The following is a 15734-nucleotide window of genomic DNA, read 5'->3' as shown; positions in this document are numbered from 1 at the left end:
TACTCAGGGCATCCTCGCGCGACGCCCCTGCGGCTGTCCGGCGGGGGGTGGTGTCATGCGGACCGGGCGACGCGGGGGATCGTCCGGTCCCATGGCCTACAGCAGGTCCAGCACCGGGCGCAGCGCCGCCGGCCGCTCACGCGCCGGCAGGTGGTCCACGAAGTGCACCGCGCATCCGATGTCCGCCGCGCCGCCGTCCGCATAGCGGTCGTCGCCCACCATCAGCGCGTGCCGCGGCTCCTGCCCGAGCGCCTCGCACGCCGTCCGGAACAGCCACCCGTCCGGTTTCTGCACCCCGTGTTCGTACGACAGGGCGTAGGCGTCCACGAAGCGGTCCAGCCCGTGCGCCCGGAACACCGGGCGCAGGTCCCAGCCGATGTTGCTGACCACGGCGACGCCGACGCCGCGTTCGCGCAGCGCGGCGAGCACCTCGCGCGCGTCCGGGTACGGCTCCCAGGCCTCCGGGGTCATGTGGCGGTCGTACAGCGCGTCGTACAGCACGGGGTCGGGCAGCTCCACCTGGCGCGCCAGAGCCGTGTACAGCGTGCGGTGGTGGTCCGCGGTGACGTCGCGGGTCGCCCACTGCTCCGCCAGGTGCTCCGGCACGCGGCGCGGGGCGCCGCCCCCCGGCAGGGCCCCGGCGGCCTCCAGCTCCTCGGCCCAGCGGGCGACGGCGGCGGGCGGGGCGGTGATCCCGGAGGCCTCCAGGACGGTGCGCAGCCAGCACTCGGCCGGCTCGATGCGGAACAGGGTGCCGGAGAAGTCGAAGAGGACGCAGCGGATCGTCATGCCGGGATCCTTGCCCGGTCAGCCCCGGCGCGACAACACCGTCCGTTCGTACGCCAGGACGGCGACGGCCACCAGGCAGGCCCCGAGGAGCCAGCCCCCGACGACGTCCGTCGCCCAGTGCACCCCCAGGTACACCCGCGTCAGCCCGACGCCCGCCACCGACACGGCACCGGCCACCGCGACCACGCGCCACGCGCGGGTGCCGGGACCCCTTCCGTACCGCGCCAGCAGCCACAGCAACAGCCCGAAGGTGAGCGCCGCCGTCATCGCGTGCCCGGAGGGGAAGGCCGCGAAGTGGGCGGTGTCCACGGGGTCCCGCCACTGCGGCCGGTCCCGGCCGACCACCGTCTTGAGCGTCTGCTGGACGGCCGCCCCGACCACGCTCACCGCCCCCGTCCACACCGCGAGGAGCCGCTCCCGGGCCGACCAGAGCCACACCACGGACAGCGCCGTCAGGGCGCGCATGGTCCACGGATCCCACACCCAGTCGCTCAGCACCCGGTTGACGCGCGTGAGCACGGGGCTCCGCACGGCCGAGTCGTGCAACCCGTCGGCCACGGCCCGGTCGAAGGCGACCAGCGGACCCCATTCGACCGCCACCAGCACCAGCAGCACCCCCGCGAGGGCACCGGATCCCAGCGCGGCGGCGGAGGCGGACGGGGTGCGTGTGGGCGGAGGGAGTGTGGGGGAGCGCATGCTCTGATCCTCCCCGACAACCGGGACCCTTAACAGGGCGCTCCCACCTCGGCCCTGCCCCCGCCTTCGCCCAGCCCTAACCGAGCGCCCGGAGCGCCGGGACGAACGCCACCAGCACCGGCACCACCGGCACCAGCGCGGCGGCCGCCGTCAACCGCAGCCGACGGCCGGCCGTGAGGCGGGGGGCGGCCGCCAGCAGCCGGTTCACCCGCTGCGGCAGCTGGGCGTCCGGGGCGGGGCCCGGACCGAACACGCCCCGGTGCTCGTTCAGTTCCACCAGCGCCAGCGCGATCGTCAGCCGTCCGTACCGCCGCGACGCCACGTCGTCGGCCGCCAGCTCCACCAGCCGGTGCATCTCGTCGCGGAACGCCGCGAACACCGGCACCTGCGGAAAGCCCGTGGCCAGCGCCGCCGAGCAGTGCAGCAGCCAGTCGTGCCGGGCGCGCGCGTGCCCCTGCTCGTGGGCGAGCACCGCATCGAGCTGACGCCCCTTCTGGCGGCGCAGCGCGGCCGTGGTGACGACGAGCCGCGGCTCGGCGCCCGGCAGCCACCAGGCGTCCGGGCGGTGGCCCTCCAGCAGCACCAGAGGTTCCTCGTACCTCTCCTCGCCCGGCAACAGCGGTGCCCGTACGAGGAGTTCGGCGCGGCGTCGGCGGCGGCGCGCCCGGGCCCGGCGTACCTCGCGCGTGAGCATGGCGGCGCTCCACAGTCCGCCGCAGGCCAGCAACACCGCCAGCACGGCGGACCACGGGCCGTGCTCGGCCAGGGCGTACGCCTCCACCACGCCCCGCGGCGCCGGGGCGAAGACGTGCCCGCGCACCGCCTGCCAGGCGGCCGCCGCGCTGAACGTCATCGACAGGCCGAAGCTCACCAGCACCGAGGCCACCACGCACTGCCACACCCACAGCGCCACCACCGGCTCGCGCTCCGCCCAGTCGGCCCGGGCCAGCAGCCGCGGGGACGCGCATGCGGTCAGAACGCCGAGTGTGAGCAGCGCGAGGGAGACCACCATGGGCCACACCTTATGAGCGCGCCTTACCCATCGGTACGGTCTCGCGCGCCAAGTGACGCACGCCACGGTTTCAGAGCGACAGCAGCATCGCCCACATCGCCAGCCCCATGGACACCCGGCAGGCGAGCACCATCCCGGGCACGCCACCCACGGCCCCACCGCCCGGACCCGCCCCCGGTACCAGCACCGCGACCGGCACCGCGACCGGGGCCAGGCGGGCCCCGGCCCTCAGTACGTACACCGTGTAGTACGCCAGCAACGCCCCCGTCAGCAGGGGTATCCCGCCGGGGGCGCCGTGCCCCGCGTGCGCCCCGCCGCTCCCGCCGGCCATCGCCACCGCCATGTACACCATGGCCAGCGACCCGACGAGGTGGTGCAGGTGACCGGCCCCGCGCCGGGCCGCCCACCACAGGGCGTGCAGCGACGCGGCACCGAACACCACCGCGTACACGGGCCAGGTCCCCGGCGCGGAGAAGGGCACCGCCATCGCGGCCATCCCGAAACCCATCAGGGCCTCGCCCGCCGCCGCCGTACGCTCGGCACCGGCGCAGCGCCTCATGCGCGCCACGCAGGAGGCACCGGTCACCGCGCACAGCGCCACCAGCAGCCAGCCCGGCATCGCGGCTCCGTGCACGGCGTACCTCCCCGTTCGACGAGACGGCTCCGGGGAGGCTGCCCGCACCGCCGCGGGCGCATACAGGCGCAGAGTCGTACGAGGGGAGCGCGGGAGGCGCGTCACCCCTCCGGGTTACCCTCGCACGCGGAACACCCGTACCGAGGAGGGTCATGGACACCGCACCGCCGCAGGACGCCCGGGAGCTGACCTATCGCGACGCCGTCGAGGCCGACGTACCCGCGCTCGTCGAGCTGGTGCAGTCCGCCTACCGCGGTGACAGCAGCCGCGCCGGCTGGACCACCGAGGCCGACTACCTCCAGGGGCAGCGGACCGACCCCGAGGGCGTACGCCAGATCATCACCGCGCCCGCCTCCCGCCTGCTGACCTTCGAGCGCGACGGCGGGATCATCGCCTGCTGCCACCTCGAACACCGCGGCGACGCCGCGTACTTCGGCATGTTCGCCGTCCGCCCCGGCCTCCAGGGCGGCGGCCTCGGCCGGCGGATCCTCGCGGAGGCGGAGCGCCTCGCGGTCGCCGAGTGGGGCGTGCGCGAGATGCACATGACGGTGATCTCGATCCGCGAGGAGCTGCTCGCCTGGTACGAGCGGCGCGGCTACCGCCGTACCGGACAGATGACCCCCTTCCCGTACGACGACGAGCGCTTCGGCGTGCCCCAGCGCGACGACCTCCAGTTCGAGCTCCTGGTCAAGGAGCTCACCACCCCCTAGGACGGCCCTGGCTCGGCCGGTTCCTCCGTGCGGAACGCCAGCCGGCCGTCGGCCACGCCGACCCGTACCCGCGCGCCCGCCGGGAGGCGGCCGTCCAGCAGGAGTCGGGACAGCTCGTTGTCCACCTCGCGCTGGATCGTGCGGCGCAACGGGCGTGCGCCGTACTCGGGCTGGTGGCCGCGGCGGGCGATCCAGTCGACCGCGTCCGGTGCGAACTCCAGCGTGATGTCCTGGGCGCGCAGCCGGCGCCGCGTCTCCTCCAGCAGGAGGTCGGTGATCTGCCGCAGCCGCTCCTCGTCGAGGCGCCGGAAGATGACGATCTCGTCGATGCGGTTGAGGAACTCGGGGCGGAAGTGCTCGCGCAGCGGCCGCAGCGCCCGCTCGCGCATCGCCTCGTCCTCCGCCTCGGTGTCCGTCGCGCCGAAGCCCAGCAGGCCGCGGCCGGTGCCGATGGCGTCGGAGCCGAGGTTGCTGGTCATCACGATGACCGTGTTCTTGAAGTCGACGGTGCGGCCCTGCGAATCGGTCAGCCGCCCGTCGTCCAGCACCTGGAGCAGGATGTTGAAGACGTCCGGGTGGGCCTTCTCCACCTCGTCCAGCAGAAGCAGCGAGTACGGGTGGCGGCGCACCGCCTCCGTGAGCTGCCCCGCCTCCTCGTGGCCGACGTACCCGGGGGGCGCGCCGACCAGGCGGCTCACCGTGTGACGCTCCTGGAACTCGCTCATGTCCAGGCGCACCATGCGGTCCTCGCTGCCGAACAGCGCGTCCGCCAGCGCCCGCGCGAGCTCGGTCTTGCCCACGCCGGTCGGGCCGAGGAAGAGGAAGCTGCCGATGGGCCGGCTCGGGTCGGCGAGACCGGCCCGTGAGCGCAGCACCGCCTGCGAGACGGCGGTGACCGCCTCGTCCTGGCCGATGACCCGCTTGCGCAGGTGCTCCTCGAGGCCGAGCAGCCGCTCCTTCTCCTCCTGCGTCAGGCTGCTCACCGGGATGCCGGTCTGCCGGCTGACCACCTCGGCGACGTCCTCGGCGGTGACCTCCAGGACCCGCCCGTCCCCGGCCGCCGGTTCGCCGCGACCCGCCTTGATCCGTTCCTCGATGTCCTGGATCCGGTCGCGCAGCTCGGTGGCCTTCTCGTACTGCTCCGCCGCCACCGCCTGGTCCTTGTCGCGCACCAGCTGCTCGCGCTGGCGCTCCAGGACCCGGATGTCCGCGTCGCCCGAGTTGGCGCGCAGCCGCACCCGTGCGCCCGCCTGGTCGATGAGGTCGATCGCCTTGTCCGGCAGGAACCGTTCGGTGATGTACCGGTCGGACAGCTCCACGGCCGCGAGCAGCGCCTCGGGCGCGTACCGGACCTGGTGGTGGGCCTCGTACCGGTCCTGCAGTCCGCGCAGGATCTCCAGCGCGTCCTCGGGGCTGGGCTCGGGCACCAGGATGGGCTGGAAGCGCCGGGCGAGCGCCGCGTCCTTCTCGATGTAGCGGCGGTACTCCTCCATCGTCGTGGCGCCGATGACGTGCAGCTCGCCGCGGGCGAGGGCGGGCTTGAGCATGTTGCCCGCGTCCATGGAGCCGCTCTCGGAGCCGCCGCTGCCGCCGCCCGCGCCGACGACCGTGTGGAGTTCGTCGATGAAGACGACGAGGTCGTCCGTGTGGGACCGGATCTCGTCGATGATCGCGTTCATCCGCTCCTCGAAGTCGCCGCGGTAGCGGGTTCCGGCCACCACGCCCGACAGGTCCAGCGCCACCACCCGGCGGTCGCGCAGCGTGTGCGGCACGTCTCCCTCGACGATGCGCTGCGCCAGCCCCTCGACGATGGCGGTCTTGCCGACGCCCGCGTCGCCGATCAGGACGGGGTTGTTCTTGCCGCGCCGGGAGAGCACCTCGACCGTCTGCTCGATCTCCAGCTCGCGGCCGATGACCGGGTCGATCCGGCCCTCCTTGGCCATGTCGGTGAGGTCGCGCCCGTACTTGTCGAGGTTCGGGGTGCTGCGCTGCGGTAGCGGCCGGTGGTCCACGCCGGAGTCCGACCATCCGCCGGGCGGCACGCGCGGGGTGCCCGACGCGCCCGGCACGGCACCGGGGTCGAACCGGGCCTGCGTCAGGATGCGCCCCGCCGCCGAGTCGGGGTTGGCGGCGAGCGCCGCGAGCACGTGCTCGGGGCCGATGTAGGAGGCACCGGTGTGCCGGGCCAGGTCGTGGGCGTCGAGCAGCGCGCGCTTGACCGCCGGGGTGACGGCGATCCGGGACTGCGGAGGCCCCTCACCGGCCGTCCGGTCGATCTCCGCGACCAGCGCGTCGGGGTCGGCGCCCGCGCGGGCGATCAGGTCGCGGGTCGGCTCGGTGGTCAGCGCGGCCCGCAGCAGGTGCTCGGTCTCCAGATCCGGGCTGCCGTGCTCGGCCGCGTACGAGGCGGCGTCGCCGACCATCCGGCGGGCCGGCTCGCTCATGAGCCGGCCGATGTCGATGTACCGGGGCCCGGACCGGCCCGATCCGGACGAAGATGATGTTCCGCCGCCGAAGAAACGGGCCAGGAACTCGCTGAAGGCGTCGGGGCCGAAGCCTTCCGGGCCCATGAAGCCGCTGCTCATATGTGTCCGTTCCGTCCGTTCCGGTGTCCTGGATGGCTGGGACACCTCGCGGGTTCCCGAGCGCATTTCGGTTACACCTGTGACGAACGGGACCGCAGCGGCCGCGGCGGGCGCCGTGCGCGGCGAGCCCAGGGGGAGACCTCAGGCGGTGAACCGGCTCGTGCGGCGGATCTCCGGGTGGTCGGTGGTCACCCCGTCCAGCTCCAGGGCGCGCGCCAGCCGCAGGTGCTGCTGCGTGTTGACCACCCAGCCGATGATCCGCAGCTCCGCCTCCCGCGCCCGCTCGGCGGTCTCCAGGGTCAGCCGGCGGATGTTCAGCGCCAGCGTGGCGGCGCCCACGGCCCGTGCCCGGTCCACGATGTCCGCGACGTCCGCGACGTCCGCCCGCGTGTGCGCCTCCCAGCGGCTGGCGATGAGCACGGTCCGTACGCCGGGCACCAGCCGGGCGATCTCCGCGACCGCCTCGTCATGGAAGGACGACACCTCGACCCGGCCGGTCAGGCCGCGCCGGTGCATCACCTCGGCGAGCGCGCGGGCCGCCGCCACGTCCTTGATCTCCGCCTGGAGCGGCGCGTCCACCGCGTCCAGGACCTCCTCGAAGACGGGGATCCGCTCGCCCAGGCCCGCGTCGAGGGCGCGCAGCTCGTCGAGGGTCTTGTCGGCGATCGGGCCGGTGCCGTCGGTCGTGCGGTCGACGTCGGCGTCGTGCATGACGACGAGCGCCCCGTCCTTGCTCAGATGGAGGTCGAGCTCGATGGCATCCATGCCGACGCGCTCGGCGCGGCGGAAGGAGCGGAGGGTGTTCTCCGGTTCCACACCCATGACTCCGCGATGACCGATGGTGACGAAACTCAAGATCTTCTCGCTTCCGTCGAGGGCCGGGAGCGCGGCCGGGCTCCGGGTCCCGCCGCGCGGCACGGTCGCAGCAGCCTAACGGCCGCCTCCTGGTGCGGAACCGGTCGCGCGGGGGCGGAATGGAGTAGGCCGCTTCCCCTTCCGTGCGCCCCCGGCGCACCCGTCCTCACCCGTACGTGGGCGTGCCGTGTCGGCCGTCGCGGACGGGGTAGGGGCGATCGTGGCCGGAACCGGCCCCGGGGCCGTATCGCCGTCCGGCGCGTGATGCCCCCGCCCACACCCCCTCGGACAGGAAAAACAGCGGTGGCGGAGGGGGGTCGGCAGGATAATTTATTCTTACTCCCCTTGTGGCGGAGAACCGCCCATGGATACGGTGCCTTAACGCGAGGTTCTCCCGTGGAGGAAGAGTGATGACGGAAATTCTTGTGCAGGACGCTGCCGGTGGTGCGGTGTCCACCGACGCCGGGGCGGACAACCGGCCGGACGCCAGGGTGATCGACCACCCTGCCTGGCCCGTGCTCAAGAATGCCGTGGAAGAGATCCGCCCCTGGCAGTCCGCCGACGGCTCCATAGACCTCGACGCCGAGGGCGCCCCCGCCCGCGCCACGGTCGACGCCGCGCTCGACCGCGTCGCCGCCGCCGTGGAGCAGCTGTCGCCGCTGCTGCCGCACGACGCCGCGTACCACCGCGCCGCCGTCGCCGACCTGCGCAAGTGGGCCGCGAGCGGCTACGCCGTGCCCGACTTCCTGGACTCGCTGCTCGCGTTCCAGCCCGCCGCCCAGCGCGTGGACGGCCGCCAGCACCTCGTGCTGTTCCCGATGTACACGCAGAACGGCAACCCGGACCGCAACCTCGAAGCCGTCGTGCTGCGCATGGTGTGGCCGGAGTGGCTCGCCGAGCTGGAGGCGACCCGCTACGACAACCCGCTCTTCTGCGGCATCACCTTCGAGGACTTCACCGCCGGGTACGACACCCACTCGGCCGTCCTCTTCCCGGAGACCATCGCCGTCCGCGAGGCCCCCGAGCGCTTCAGCTGGGGCGGCATCTTCTGCGACCGCGAGGCCGCCCGCTTCCGCCGCGTCACCGAGGCGGCCGTGGACATCCTCGGCATCGACCTGCCGGACGACATTCGCGAGATGCTCGGCGACCAGGAGCGGTGCGAGAAGGCGTTCGTGCTCTGGGACATGGTCCACGACCGCACCCACAGCCACGGCGACCTGCCGTTCGACCCCTTCATGATCAAGCAGCGCCAGCCGTTCTGGATGTACGGCCTGGAGGAGCTGCGCTGCGACCTCACCGCCTTCAAGGAGGCCGTGAAGCTGGACGCCGAGGGCAACGCCCACGGCCGCGACGTGCAGTACGCCGTGCTGTTCGACCGGATGTTCCGCTTCCCGGTCTCCGGCGACCGCAACCGCAACTACGACGGCCTCGGCGGCCAGCTGCTCTTCGCGTACCTCCACAAGCACGACGTGCTGCGCTGGACCGACAACACGCTGAAGATCGACTGGGAGCGGGCCCCGCAGGTCACGAACCAGCTGTGCGCGGAGATCGAGAAGCTCTACCGCGACGGAATCGACCGCCCCAAGCTCGTCCACTGGTTCGCGGCGTACGACCTCGTCTCCACCTACCTCGCCCCGCACCCGGGCTCCCGCTGGGCCAAGGGCCCCGACGCCCTCGACCTGAGCCTGCCGCCGCGGAAACTCGTGGACGACGTGCTTCCGGACGAGTTTCCGCTCAGCATGTTCTATGAGGCGCTCGCCAAGAAGCTCAAGAGCGTGATCGCCTCCGCCAAGGGGATCACCGCGCAGAGCGCCGAGCAGGTCGCCGCGTGAGCTCTCGTACGGAGGAGGAGGCGACGCCCATGAACGGAAACGGGAACGGCAACGGCAACGGTGCCCTCGAAGGCGCGGTCATCGCGGTGGCCGGAGCGGCGGGCCCGGCCGGGCGCGCCACCCTGCTGCGGCTGGCGGCGGCGGGCGCGACGGTCGTCGGCGCCGACTACGACCCCGAGCGCCTGGCCGAGGCGGTCGACGCCGCCCGGTACATGCACGGCGGCGCCACGGTCACCGGGGACATCGTCGACCTCCTCGACCTGAACGCCACGCGGGAGTGGGCCGACAAGACCGAGAAGGAGTTCGGCCGCATCGACGGTCTCGTCCACCTTGTCGGCGGCTGGCGCGGCAGCGCCTCCTTCCCCGAGACGAACCTCGCCGACTGGGACCTGCTGGAGCGGCTGCTGATCCGCACGGTCCAGCACACCTCGCTCGCCTTCCACGACGGGCTGCTGCGCAGCGACCGCGGCCGCTACATCCTGGTCAGCGCCGCCGGCGCGACCAAGCCGACCGCCGGCAACGCCGCGTACGGCGCCGCCAAGGCGGCGGCCGAGGCGTGGACGCTCGCCCTCGGCGACGCCTTCCGCAAGGCGGGGGGCGAGGCGGGGCCCAAGGCCGCTGCTGCCATCCTGGTGATCAAGGCACTGGTGCACGACGCCATGCGCGCCGAGCGCCCGAATGCGAAGTTCGCGGGCTTCACGGACGCCAAGGACCTGGCCGACGCCATCGCCGGGCTCTGGGAGAAGCCCGCCCAGGAAGTGAATGGACAGCGCCTGTGGCTGACCCCCAAGCCGTGATCCACGCCGTGACCCCCGGCATGAAGACCGATGCCCGCCGCCACCACGACCCGGGTGTACGGGGCTTCGCCAGCGACAACTACGCCGGCGTCCACCCGGAGATCCTCGCCGCGATCGCCCTCGCCAACGGCGGCCACCAGGTCGCCTACGGCGAGGACGTGTACACCGAGCACCTCCAGCGGGTCATGCACAGCCACTTCGGCCCGACCGCCGAGGCCTTCCCCGTCTTCAACGGGACGGGCGCCAACGTCACGGCCCTCCAGGCGCTCACCGACCGCTGGGGCGCGGTGATCTGCGCCGAGTCCGCGCACATCAACGTGGACGAGGGCGGCGCGCCGGAGCGCATGGCCGGGCTGAAGCTGCTGACCGTCCCCACCCCGGACGGCAAATTGACGCCCGAGCTCATCGACCGGCAGGCGTTCGGCTGGGACGACGAGCACCGCGCCATGCCGCAGGTCGTCTCGATCACCCAGAACACGGAGCTCGGCACCGTCTACACGGTGGACGAGATCCGCGCGATCGTCGAGCACGCCCACGGCCTCGGCATGAAGGTCCATCTCGACGGCGCCCGGATAGCCAACGCGGCCGCGTCGCTGAACGTCCCGATGCGGGCGTTCACCAACGCGGTCGGCGTGGACGTCCTGAGCTTCGGCGGCACCAAGAACGGCATGATGATGGGCGAGGCCGTGGTGGTCCTCAACCCGGACGCGGTCCGCCACATGAAGCACCTGCGCAAGATGTCGATGCAGCTCGCGTCCAAGATGCGGTTCGTGTCGGTGCAGTTCGAGGCGCTGCTCGCCAAGGACCTGTGGCTGCGCAACGCCCGGCACGCCAACGCGATGGCGCAGCGCCTCGCGGAGGGCGTGCGCGCGGTGGACGGGGTGGAGATCCTCCATCCGGTCCAGGCGAACGCGGTCTTCGCGCGGCTGCCGCACGAGGTGACCCTGCGGCTCCAGGAGCGCTTCCGCTTCTACTTCTGGAACGAGGCGGCGGGCGACGTCCGCTGGATGTGCTCCTTCGACACCACCGAGGACGACGTCGACGCCTTCCTGCTGGCGCTGAAGGAAGAGATGGCACGCTGAGCGCCGCACCTCTGAAATAGTGCATAAAAATGCGATCGGCCGGAAATTCATTGACTTCCGGCCGATCGCTTCCTTAGGGTCTGAGGGTATGGAGCTGATGCAGCAGACCCCGGAGCTCTCCGCCTATCTCGCCGTCGACGACGCCATCGATCATGAGCACGCACGGGTGCGAGGCATCGCGGCGCGGCTCACCGTCGAGCACGCCGATGCATATTCATACGCCAAGGCTGCCTTCGAATTCGTCCGCGACGCCGTCGCCCACTCCGCCGACGCCGACGACCCGCGCGTCCCGTGGCGCGCCTCCGACGTGCTGGAGCTGCGCGTCGGGACCTGCTACGCCAAGTCCCACGCGCTCGCCGCGCTGCTGCGCGCCCGCTCCATCCCCACCGCCCTGTGCTACCAGCGGCTCACCGACGAGGACGGCACCAACCCGGCGCTGCACGGCCTGATCGCCGTCCGGCTGCCCGGCCGGGGCGCGTGGGCGCGCCAGGACCCGCGCGGCAACACGCGGGGCCTCGACGCCCAGTTCGTCCTCGACCACGAGCAGCTGGCCTATCCCGTACGCCCGGAGTTCGACGAGGTCGACTACCCGGTGCTGTACGCCGCACCGCACCCGGTCGTCCTGAACGCCCTGCGGGTCGCCCGCGACCGCGAGTACCTGTGGAAGACGCTCCCGACGGAGCTCTGAGCTCTGACCGCGGAGCGCCGGTACGCGGCGGTTCAGCGGGCTTCGCGCAGCTCGGCCGGCGTCGGAGCCGTACCGCCGAGATGGGCCGGCACCCACCACGTGTCGGCCGCGTCCTTCGGCCGCACCGGGTAGGCGCGCTGCGCCGCCTCCAGCAGCTCCTGCACCCGCTCGCGCAGACGCCGCGTGATCGCGCCCGCGTACTGGTCGGTGGGCGCCTCCACCGGCTCGCCGACCCGGATCGTCACCGGGATGTGGCTGCGCTTGAAGTTGCGCGGCCGGCCCTTGGTCCACAGCCGCTGGGTTCCCCACAGCGCCATCGGGATCAGCGGCACGCCGGCCTCCTGGGCCAGGCGCGCCGCGCCCGACTTGAAGCTCTTGAGCGTGAACGACTGCGAGATGGTCGCCTCGGGGAACACCCCGATGATCTCGCCGGCGCGCAGCGACTCGAGCGCGTGGTGGTACGCGGCCTCGCCCTGCTCGCGGTCGACCGGGATGTGCTTCATCCCGCGCATCAGCGGCCCGGAGATCTTGTGCCGGAACACCGCGTCCTTGGCCATGAAGCGCACCAGGCGCTTCTGCGGCAGCGCCGCGAGACCCGAGAAGATGAAGTCCAGGTAGCTGATGTGGTTGCTCACCAGCACCGCCCCGCCGCTGCGCGGGATGTTCTCCGAACCCTGAGTGTCGATCTTCAGGTCGAGCGCCTTGAACATCGTGAGAGCGGCGCCGATGACCGGCCGATAGACGAGTTCTGCCACAGGAGAAGACCCTTCTTCGTCGATGCCTGGGGAGGTTCTCCCGGCGGAAGTTACGCAGCCGTAGGTATCCGGCATGGGGCAGATCGTGCCGCATGTCCGCCCCGCAGGCCAGTCCTGGCGCCGCCGGGAGAGGAGATTCTTGTCACGTCGTGGCCGCTCGCCAGGGCTGCGGGAATCAGCGCGGGCCCCATCGGCGCTGCACGGGACGGCGGCGTCGAACGGAGGGCGGAAGCGGTGACGAAGGACGTGGAGGGTGTGGAGGACGTGGGTGGTGCGCCAGCGGCGGACGTGCTGGGTCCCGAGCTGCTGGGGGCGGCCCTCGGGGAGAGGGCCACGCTCGTGCAGTTCTCCAGCGCCTTCTGCCAGCCCTGCCGTGCGACCCGGCGCGTTCTCGCCGAGGTGGCGGGCATGGTCGGGGGCGTGGCTCATATCGAGATCGACGCCGAGGAGCGCCTCGGGCTGGTCCGCGCCCTGGGCATCGCCAGGACCCCGACCGTGCTGGTGCTGGACCGCGCGGGCCGGATCGTGCGCAGGGCGGCGGGCCAGCCGCGCAAGGCCGATGTCATCGCGGCCCTGGGCCACGCGGTGTGACCGGCCGTGACGCATCTCGCATCTACTTCGCGGAGTCTGCCTTGACCGCACCCGCCGCGCATCGAAAGGCTGGCGTCCCATGACGGCCCCGTCCGAACTCGACGTTCCTTCCCGGCAGCAGCATGCCGACCCCGACCTCCTCCGCTCCGTCTTCCGGCGGCACGCCGCGGGTGTCGCCGTCATCACGGCGCACGGCGAGCGGCCCGTCGGCTTCACCGCTACCTCCCTGACCTCGGTCGCCGCCGAGCCCCCGCTGATCTCGTTCGGTGTGGGCACCTCGTCCTCCAGCTGGCCGGTCCTGGCGGAGGCCGAGCACATCGGCGTCCACATACTCGGCGAGCACCAGCGGGAGCTGGCCGCCACCTTCGCGCGCAGCGGCGCCGACCGCTTCGCCCCGCCGACGCGCTGGTACCCCGGCCCCGACGGCGTACCCCTCCTCGACGGCGTACTGGCCTGGCTGGTGTGCCGCGTCGTGGCCCGTGTCCCCGCCGGTGACCACCGCATCGTCGTGGCCCAGGCGGTGGCCGGCGATCCGGACGGCCCGGGGCGGCCGCTGCTGTACCACCAGGGGCGGTTCAGCGGGCTGCGGGACTGAGGGATCCTGTACGTACACCCCGGTTACTCAGCGTTGGCAAGGTCACAGTTCAAAGCGCTTGCTTACTGGGAAGGCACTGGGTGTACTGACGAGTAATATTTCGCCCGGGGCGGCCGCCGCCCCGAGCGGAAACCGTCCCATCAGGCGCCTATGCTGCGTGCAACAAGGCAGCCCAGTTATGACGATGTGTAGGAGAGCCGGCGTGAGCTTGAGGATCGTTGTCTGTGTGAAGTACGTGCCCGACGCCACCGGCGACCGGCACTTCGCCGATGACCTGACCGTCGACCGCGACGACGTCGACGGCCTGCTGTCGGAGCTGGACGAGTACGCGGTCGAGCAGGCGCTGCAGATCGCCGACGAGGCCGACGACGCGGAGATCACGGTCCTGACGGTCGGTCCCGAGGACGCCAAGGACGCGCTGCGCAAGGCGCTGTCCATGGGCGCCGACAAGGCCGTCCACGTCGAGGACGACGACATCCACGGCTCGGACGTCATGGCCACCTCGCTGGTGCTCGCCAAGGCCATCGAGAAGACCGGCTACGACCTGGTCATCTGCGGCATGGCGTCGACCGACGGCACCATGGGCGTCCTGCCGGCGATCCTCGCCGAGCGCCTGGGCGTCCCGCAGGTCACCCTGCTCTCCGAGGTCTCCGTGGAGGACGGCACCGTCAAGGGCCGCCGCGACGGCGACACCGCGTCCGAGCAGCTGGAGGCGTCCCTGCCGGCCGTCGTGTCCGTGACGGACCAGTCGGGCGAGGCCCGCTACCCGTCCTTCAAGGGCATCATGGCCGCCAAGAAGAAGCCGGTGGAGTCCCTGGACCTGGAGGACCTGGAGCTCGACGCCGACGAGGTCGGCCTCGAGGGCTCCTGGACCAAGGTCGACTCGGCGGCGGAGCGTCCGGCCCGCACGGCCGGCACGGTCGTCAAGGACGAGGGCGAGGGCGGCAAGCAGCTGGCCGAGTTCCTCGCGAGCCAGAAGTTCATCTAGGGCTCGCGCGAGCCACTCACCCCGCCCCCTGATTCTTCGCATCGCAGGAGATTGAGTCCCATGGCTGAAGTTCTCGTCTACGTCGACCACGTGGACGGCGCCGTCCGCAAGCCCACGCTGGAGCTGCTGACCCTCGCCCGCCGCATCGGCGAGCCCGTCGCCGTCGCCCTCGGTGCCGGCGCCGAGGCCACCGCCGCCACGCTCGCCGAGCACGGCGCGGTCAAGGTCCTCACCGCCGACGCGCCCGAGTTCGCCGACTACCTCGTCGTGCCGAAGGTGGACGCGCTGCAGGCCGCGTACGAGGCCGTATCGCCCGCCGCCGTGCTGGTGCCGTCCTCCGCCGAGGGCAAGGAGATCGCGGCCCGCCTCGCGGTCCGTATCGGCTCCGGCATCATCACCGACGCCGTCGACCTCGAGCCCGGCGACGAGGGCCCGGTCGCCACGCAGTCCGCGTTCGCCGCCTCCTTCACCACCAAGTCCCGTGTCTCCAAGGGCACCCCGGTCATCACGGTCAAGCCGAACTCGGCCGCCGTGGAGGCCGCCCCGGCCGCGGGCGCCGTCGAGGCCCTCGCCGTCTCCTTCTCCGAGAAGGCCACCGGCACCAAGGTCGTCTCCCGCACCCCGCGCGAGTCGACCGGCCGCCCCGAGCTGACCGAGGCCGCGATCGTGGTCTCCGGCGGCCGTGGCGTCAACGGCGCCGAGAACTTCTCGATCATCGAGGAGCTCGCCGACTCGCTCGGTGCCGCCGTCGGCGCCTCGCGTGCCGCCGTCGACGCCGGCTGGTACCCGCACACCAACCAGGTCGGCCAGACCGGTAAGTCGGTCTCGCCGCAGCTGTACATCGCGGCCGGCATCTCCGGCGCGATCCAGCACCGCGCGGGCATGCAGACCTCGAAGACCATCGTGGCCATCAACAAGGACGCCGAGGCCCCGATCTTCGACCTGGTCGACTACGGCGTGGTCGGCGACCTCTTCGAGGTCGTCCCGCAGCTGACCGAAGAGGTCAAGTCCCGCAAGGGCTGATCCGTCGGATCGATCGGCAGACGTGGCCCGGGGCCGCGCGGTGATCCCTGGAGAAGGTCATGCAGTCGGGCAAGCCGCTGCTGATCATCGCCGAGGACGTCG

General features: G+C 72.3%; 16 protein-coding genes. 9 read left to right on the top strand and 7 right to left on the bottom strand.

What is annotated here, in order from left to right; genetic code table 11:
- Nucleotides 1–96: 96 nt before the first annotated feature.
- The 4 genes from ABZX67_RS31275 to ABZX67_RS31260 all read right to left on the bottom strand — a co-directional run bounded on the left by ABZX67_RS31275 (nucleotide 97) and on the right by ABZX67_RS31260 (nucleotide 3131).
- The gene (locus ABZX67_RS31275; protein WP_355367456.1) at nucleotides 97–789 is read right to left on the bottom strand and encodes an HAD-IA family hydrolase; all 693 of its coding nucleotides are present in this window, start codon (nucleotides 787–789) and stop codon (nucleotides 97–99) included.
- An 18-nt stretch (nucleotides 790–807) separates the two neighbouring features.
- On the bottom strand, nucleotides 808–1485 hold the full coding sequence (locus tag ABZX67_RS31270) for a phosphatase PAP2 family protein (protein ID WP_355367453.1): 678 nt from the start codon (nucleotides 1483–1485) through the stop codon (nucleotides 808–810).
- A gap of 76 nt (nucleotides 1486–1561) precedes the next feature.
- Nucleotides 1562–2497, bottom strand: coding sequence for a M56 family metallopeptidase (locus tag ABZX67_RS31265; RefSeq protein ID WP_355367450.1), 936 nt, complete (start codon nucleotides 2495–2497; stop codon nucleotides 1562–1564).
- Between the two features lie 70 nt (nucleotides 2498–2567).
- A complete protein-coding gene (locus tag ABZX67_RS31260) occupies nucleotides 2568–3131 on the bottom strand; it encodes a DUF5134 domain-containing protein (RefSeq protein WP_355367447.1) in 564 nt (187 codons plus the stop codon).
- Between the two features lie 152 nt (nucleotides 3132–3283).
- Between ABZX67_RS31260 and ABZX67_RS31255 the strand changes: the two genes are divergently transcribed.
- Nucleotides 3284–3841 (top strand): GNAT family N-acetyltransferase, encoded by a 558-nt coding sequence (locus ABZX67_RS31255; protein ID WP_355367445.1) that lies wholly within the window; start codon nucleotides 3284–3286, stop codon nucleotides 3839–3841.
- Here the strand turns inward: ABZX67_RS31255 and ABZX67_RS31250 are convergent.
- Nucleotides 3838–6426 carry an ATP-dependent Clp protease ATP-binding subunit gene (locus tag ABZX67_RS31250; protein ID WP_355367442.1) on the bottom strand — a complete coding sequence of 863 codons (2589 nt, stop codon included), beginning with the start codon at nucleotides 6424–6426 and terminating at the stop codon, nucleotides 3838–3840. The genes ABZX67_RS31255 and ABZX67_RS31250 overlap by 4 nt on opposite strands.
- A 141-nt stretch (nucleotides 6427–6567) precedes the next feature.
- Complete coding sequence (locus ABZX67_RS31245; protein WP_355367439.1) at nucleotides 6568–7281, bottom strand: glycerophosphodiester phosphodiesterase family protein; 714 nt, start codon at nucleotides 7279–7281, stop codon at nucleotides 6568–6570.
- A 410-nt stretch (nucleotides 7282–7691) separates the two neighbouring features.
- On the opposite strand from ABZX67_RS31245, the gene ABZX67_RS31240 reads away from it, so the two are divergent.
- The 4 genes from ABZX67_RS31240 (at nucleotide 7692) to ABZX67_RS31225 (ending at nucleotide 11680) form a co-directional block, all read left to right on the top strand.
- Nucleotides 7692–9113 carry a DUF6421 family protein gene (locus ABZX67_RS31240; protein ID WP_355367436.1) on the top strand — a complete coding sequence of 474 codons (1422 nt, stop codon included), beginning with the start codon at nucleotides 7692–7694 and terminating at the stop codon, nucleotides 9111–9113.
- Between the two features lie 29 nt (nucleotides 9114–9142).
- Complete coding sequence (locus ABZX67_RS31235) at nucleotides 9143–9910, top strand: SDR family NAD(P)-dependent oxidoreductase (RefSeq protein ID WP_355367433.1); 768 nt, start codon at nucleotides 9143–9145, stop codon at nucleotides 9908–9910.
- Between the two features lie 20 nt (nucleotides 9911–9930).
- Complete coding sequence (locus tag ABZX67_RS31230; RefSeq protein ID WP_355367495.1) at nucleotides 9931–10992, top strand: low specificity L-threonine aldolase; 1062 nt, start codon at nucleotides 9931–9933, stop codon at nucleotides 10990–10992.
- 88 nt (nucleotides 10993–11080) lie between these two features.
- On the top strand, nucleotides 11081–11680 hold the full coding sequence (locus ABZX67_RS31225; protein WP_355367430.1) for a transglutaminase family protein: 600 nt from the start codon (nucleotides 11081–11083) through the stop codon (nucleotides 11678–11680).
- A 32-nt stretch (nucleotides 11681–11712) separates the two neighbouring features.
- Here the strand turns inward: ABZX67_RS31225 and ABZX67_RS31220 are convergent, their stop codons facing one another.
- Nucleotides 11713–12435 (bottom strand): lysophospholipid acyltransferase family protein, encoded by a 723-nt coding sequence (locus ABZX67_RS31220; protein ID WP_355367427.1) that lies wholly within the window; start codon nucleotides 12433–12435, stop codon nucleotides 11713–11715.
- Nucleotides 12436–12690: 255 nt separating this feature from the next.
- Here ABZX67_RS31220 and ABZX67_RS31215 point away from each other — a divergent pair, with 255 nt between their 5' ends.
- The 4 genes from ABZX67_RS31215 to ABZX67_RS31200 all read left to right on the top strand — a co-directional run bounded on the left by ABZX67_RS31215 (nucleotide 12691) and on the right by ABZX67_RS31200 (nucleotide 15632).
- A complete protein-coding gene (locus ABZX67_RS31215; protein WP_355367492.1) occupies nucleotides 12691–13026 on the top strand; it encodes a thioredoxin family protein in 336 nt (111 codons plus the stop codon).
- 79 nt (nucleotides 13027–13105) lie between these two features.
- Entirely contained in the window at nucleotides 13106–13621 is a 516-nt protein-coding gene (locus tag ABZX67_RS31210) for a flavin reductase family protein (RefSeq protein ID WP_355367424.1), read from the top strand.
- Between the two features lie 202 nt (nucleotides 13622–13823).
- On the top strand, nucleotides 13824–14609 hold the full coding sequence (locus tag ABZX67_RS31205) for an electron transfer flavoprotein subunit beta/FixA family protein (RefSeq protein ID WP_355367421.1): 786 nt from the start codon (nucleotides 13824–13826) through the stop codon (nucleotides 14607–14609).
- Between the two features lie 60 nt (nucleotides 14610–14669).
- A complete protein-coding gene (locus ABZX67_RS31200; protein ID WP_355367418.1) occupies nucleotides 14670–15632 on the top strand; it encodes an electron transfer flavoprotein subunit alpha/FixB family protein in 963 nt (320 codons plus the stop codon).
- The last annotated feature ends 102 nt before the right edge of the window (nucleotides 15633–15734 follow it).

The sequence above is a fragment of the Streptomyces sp. NPDC003036 genome, assembly GCF_040611175.1.
Lineage (GTDB): Bacteria > Actinomycetota > Actinomycetes > Streptomycetales > Streptomycetaceae > Streptomyces.
Note: the sequence above shows the minus strand (reverse complement) of the source record. Positions and strands in the feature narration are given on the sequence as shown.

What these genes read in the sequence shown, in the direction of transcription:
- ABZX67_RS31275 (WP_355367456.1), bottom strand. Translation starts at nt 789, where the DNA reads ATGACGATCCGCTGCGTCCTCTTCGACTTCTCCGGCACCCTGTTCCGC.
- ABZX67_RS31270 (WP_355367453.1), bottom strand. Translation starts at nt 1,485, where the DNA reads ATGCGCTCCCCCACACTCCCTCCGCCCACACGCACCCCGTCCGCCTCC.
- ABZX67_RS31265 (WP_355367450.1), bottom strand. Translation starts at nt 2,497, where the DNA reads ATGGTGGTCTCCCTCGCGCTGCTCACACTCGGCGTTCTGACCGCATGC.
- ABZX67_RS31255 (WP_355367445.1), top strand. Translation starts at nt 3,284, where the DNA reads ATGGACACCGCACCGCCGCAGGACGCCCGGGAGCTGACCTATCGCGAC.
- ABZX67_RS31250 (WP_355367442.1), bottom strand. Translation starts at nt 6,426, where the DNA reads ATGAGCAGCGGCTTCATGGGCCCGGAAGGCTTCGGCCCCGACGCCTTC.
- ABZX67_RS31240 (WP_355367436.1), top strand. Translation starts at nt 7,692, where the DNA reads ATGACGGAAATTCTTGTGCAGGACGCTGCCGGTGGTGCGGTGTCCACC.
- ABZX67_RS31235 (WP_355367433.1), top strand. Translation starts at nt 9,143, where the DNA reads ATGAACGGAAACGGGAACGGCAACGGCAACGGTGCCCTCGAAGGCGCG.
- ABZX67_RS31230 (WP_355367495.1), top strand. Translation starts at nt 9,931, where the DNA reads ATGAAGACCGATGCCCGCCGCCACCACGACCCGGGTGTACGGGGCTTC.
- ABZX67_RS31225 (WP_355367430.1), top strand. Translation starts at nt 11,081, where the DNA reads ATGGAGCTGATGCAGCAGACCCCGGAGCTCTCCGCCTATCTCGCCGTC.
- ABZX67_RS31210 (WP_355367424.1), top strand. Translation starts at nt 13,106, where the DNA reads ATGACGGCCCCGTCCGAACTCGACGTTCCTTCCCGGCAGCAGCATGCC.
- ABZX67_RS31200 (WP_355367418.1), top strand. Translation starts at nt 14,670, where the DNA reads ATGGCTGAAGTTCTCGTCTACGTCGACCACGTGGACGGCGCCGTCCGC.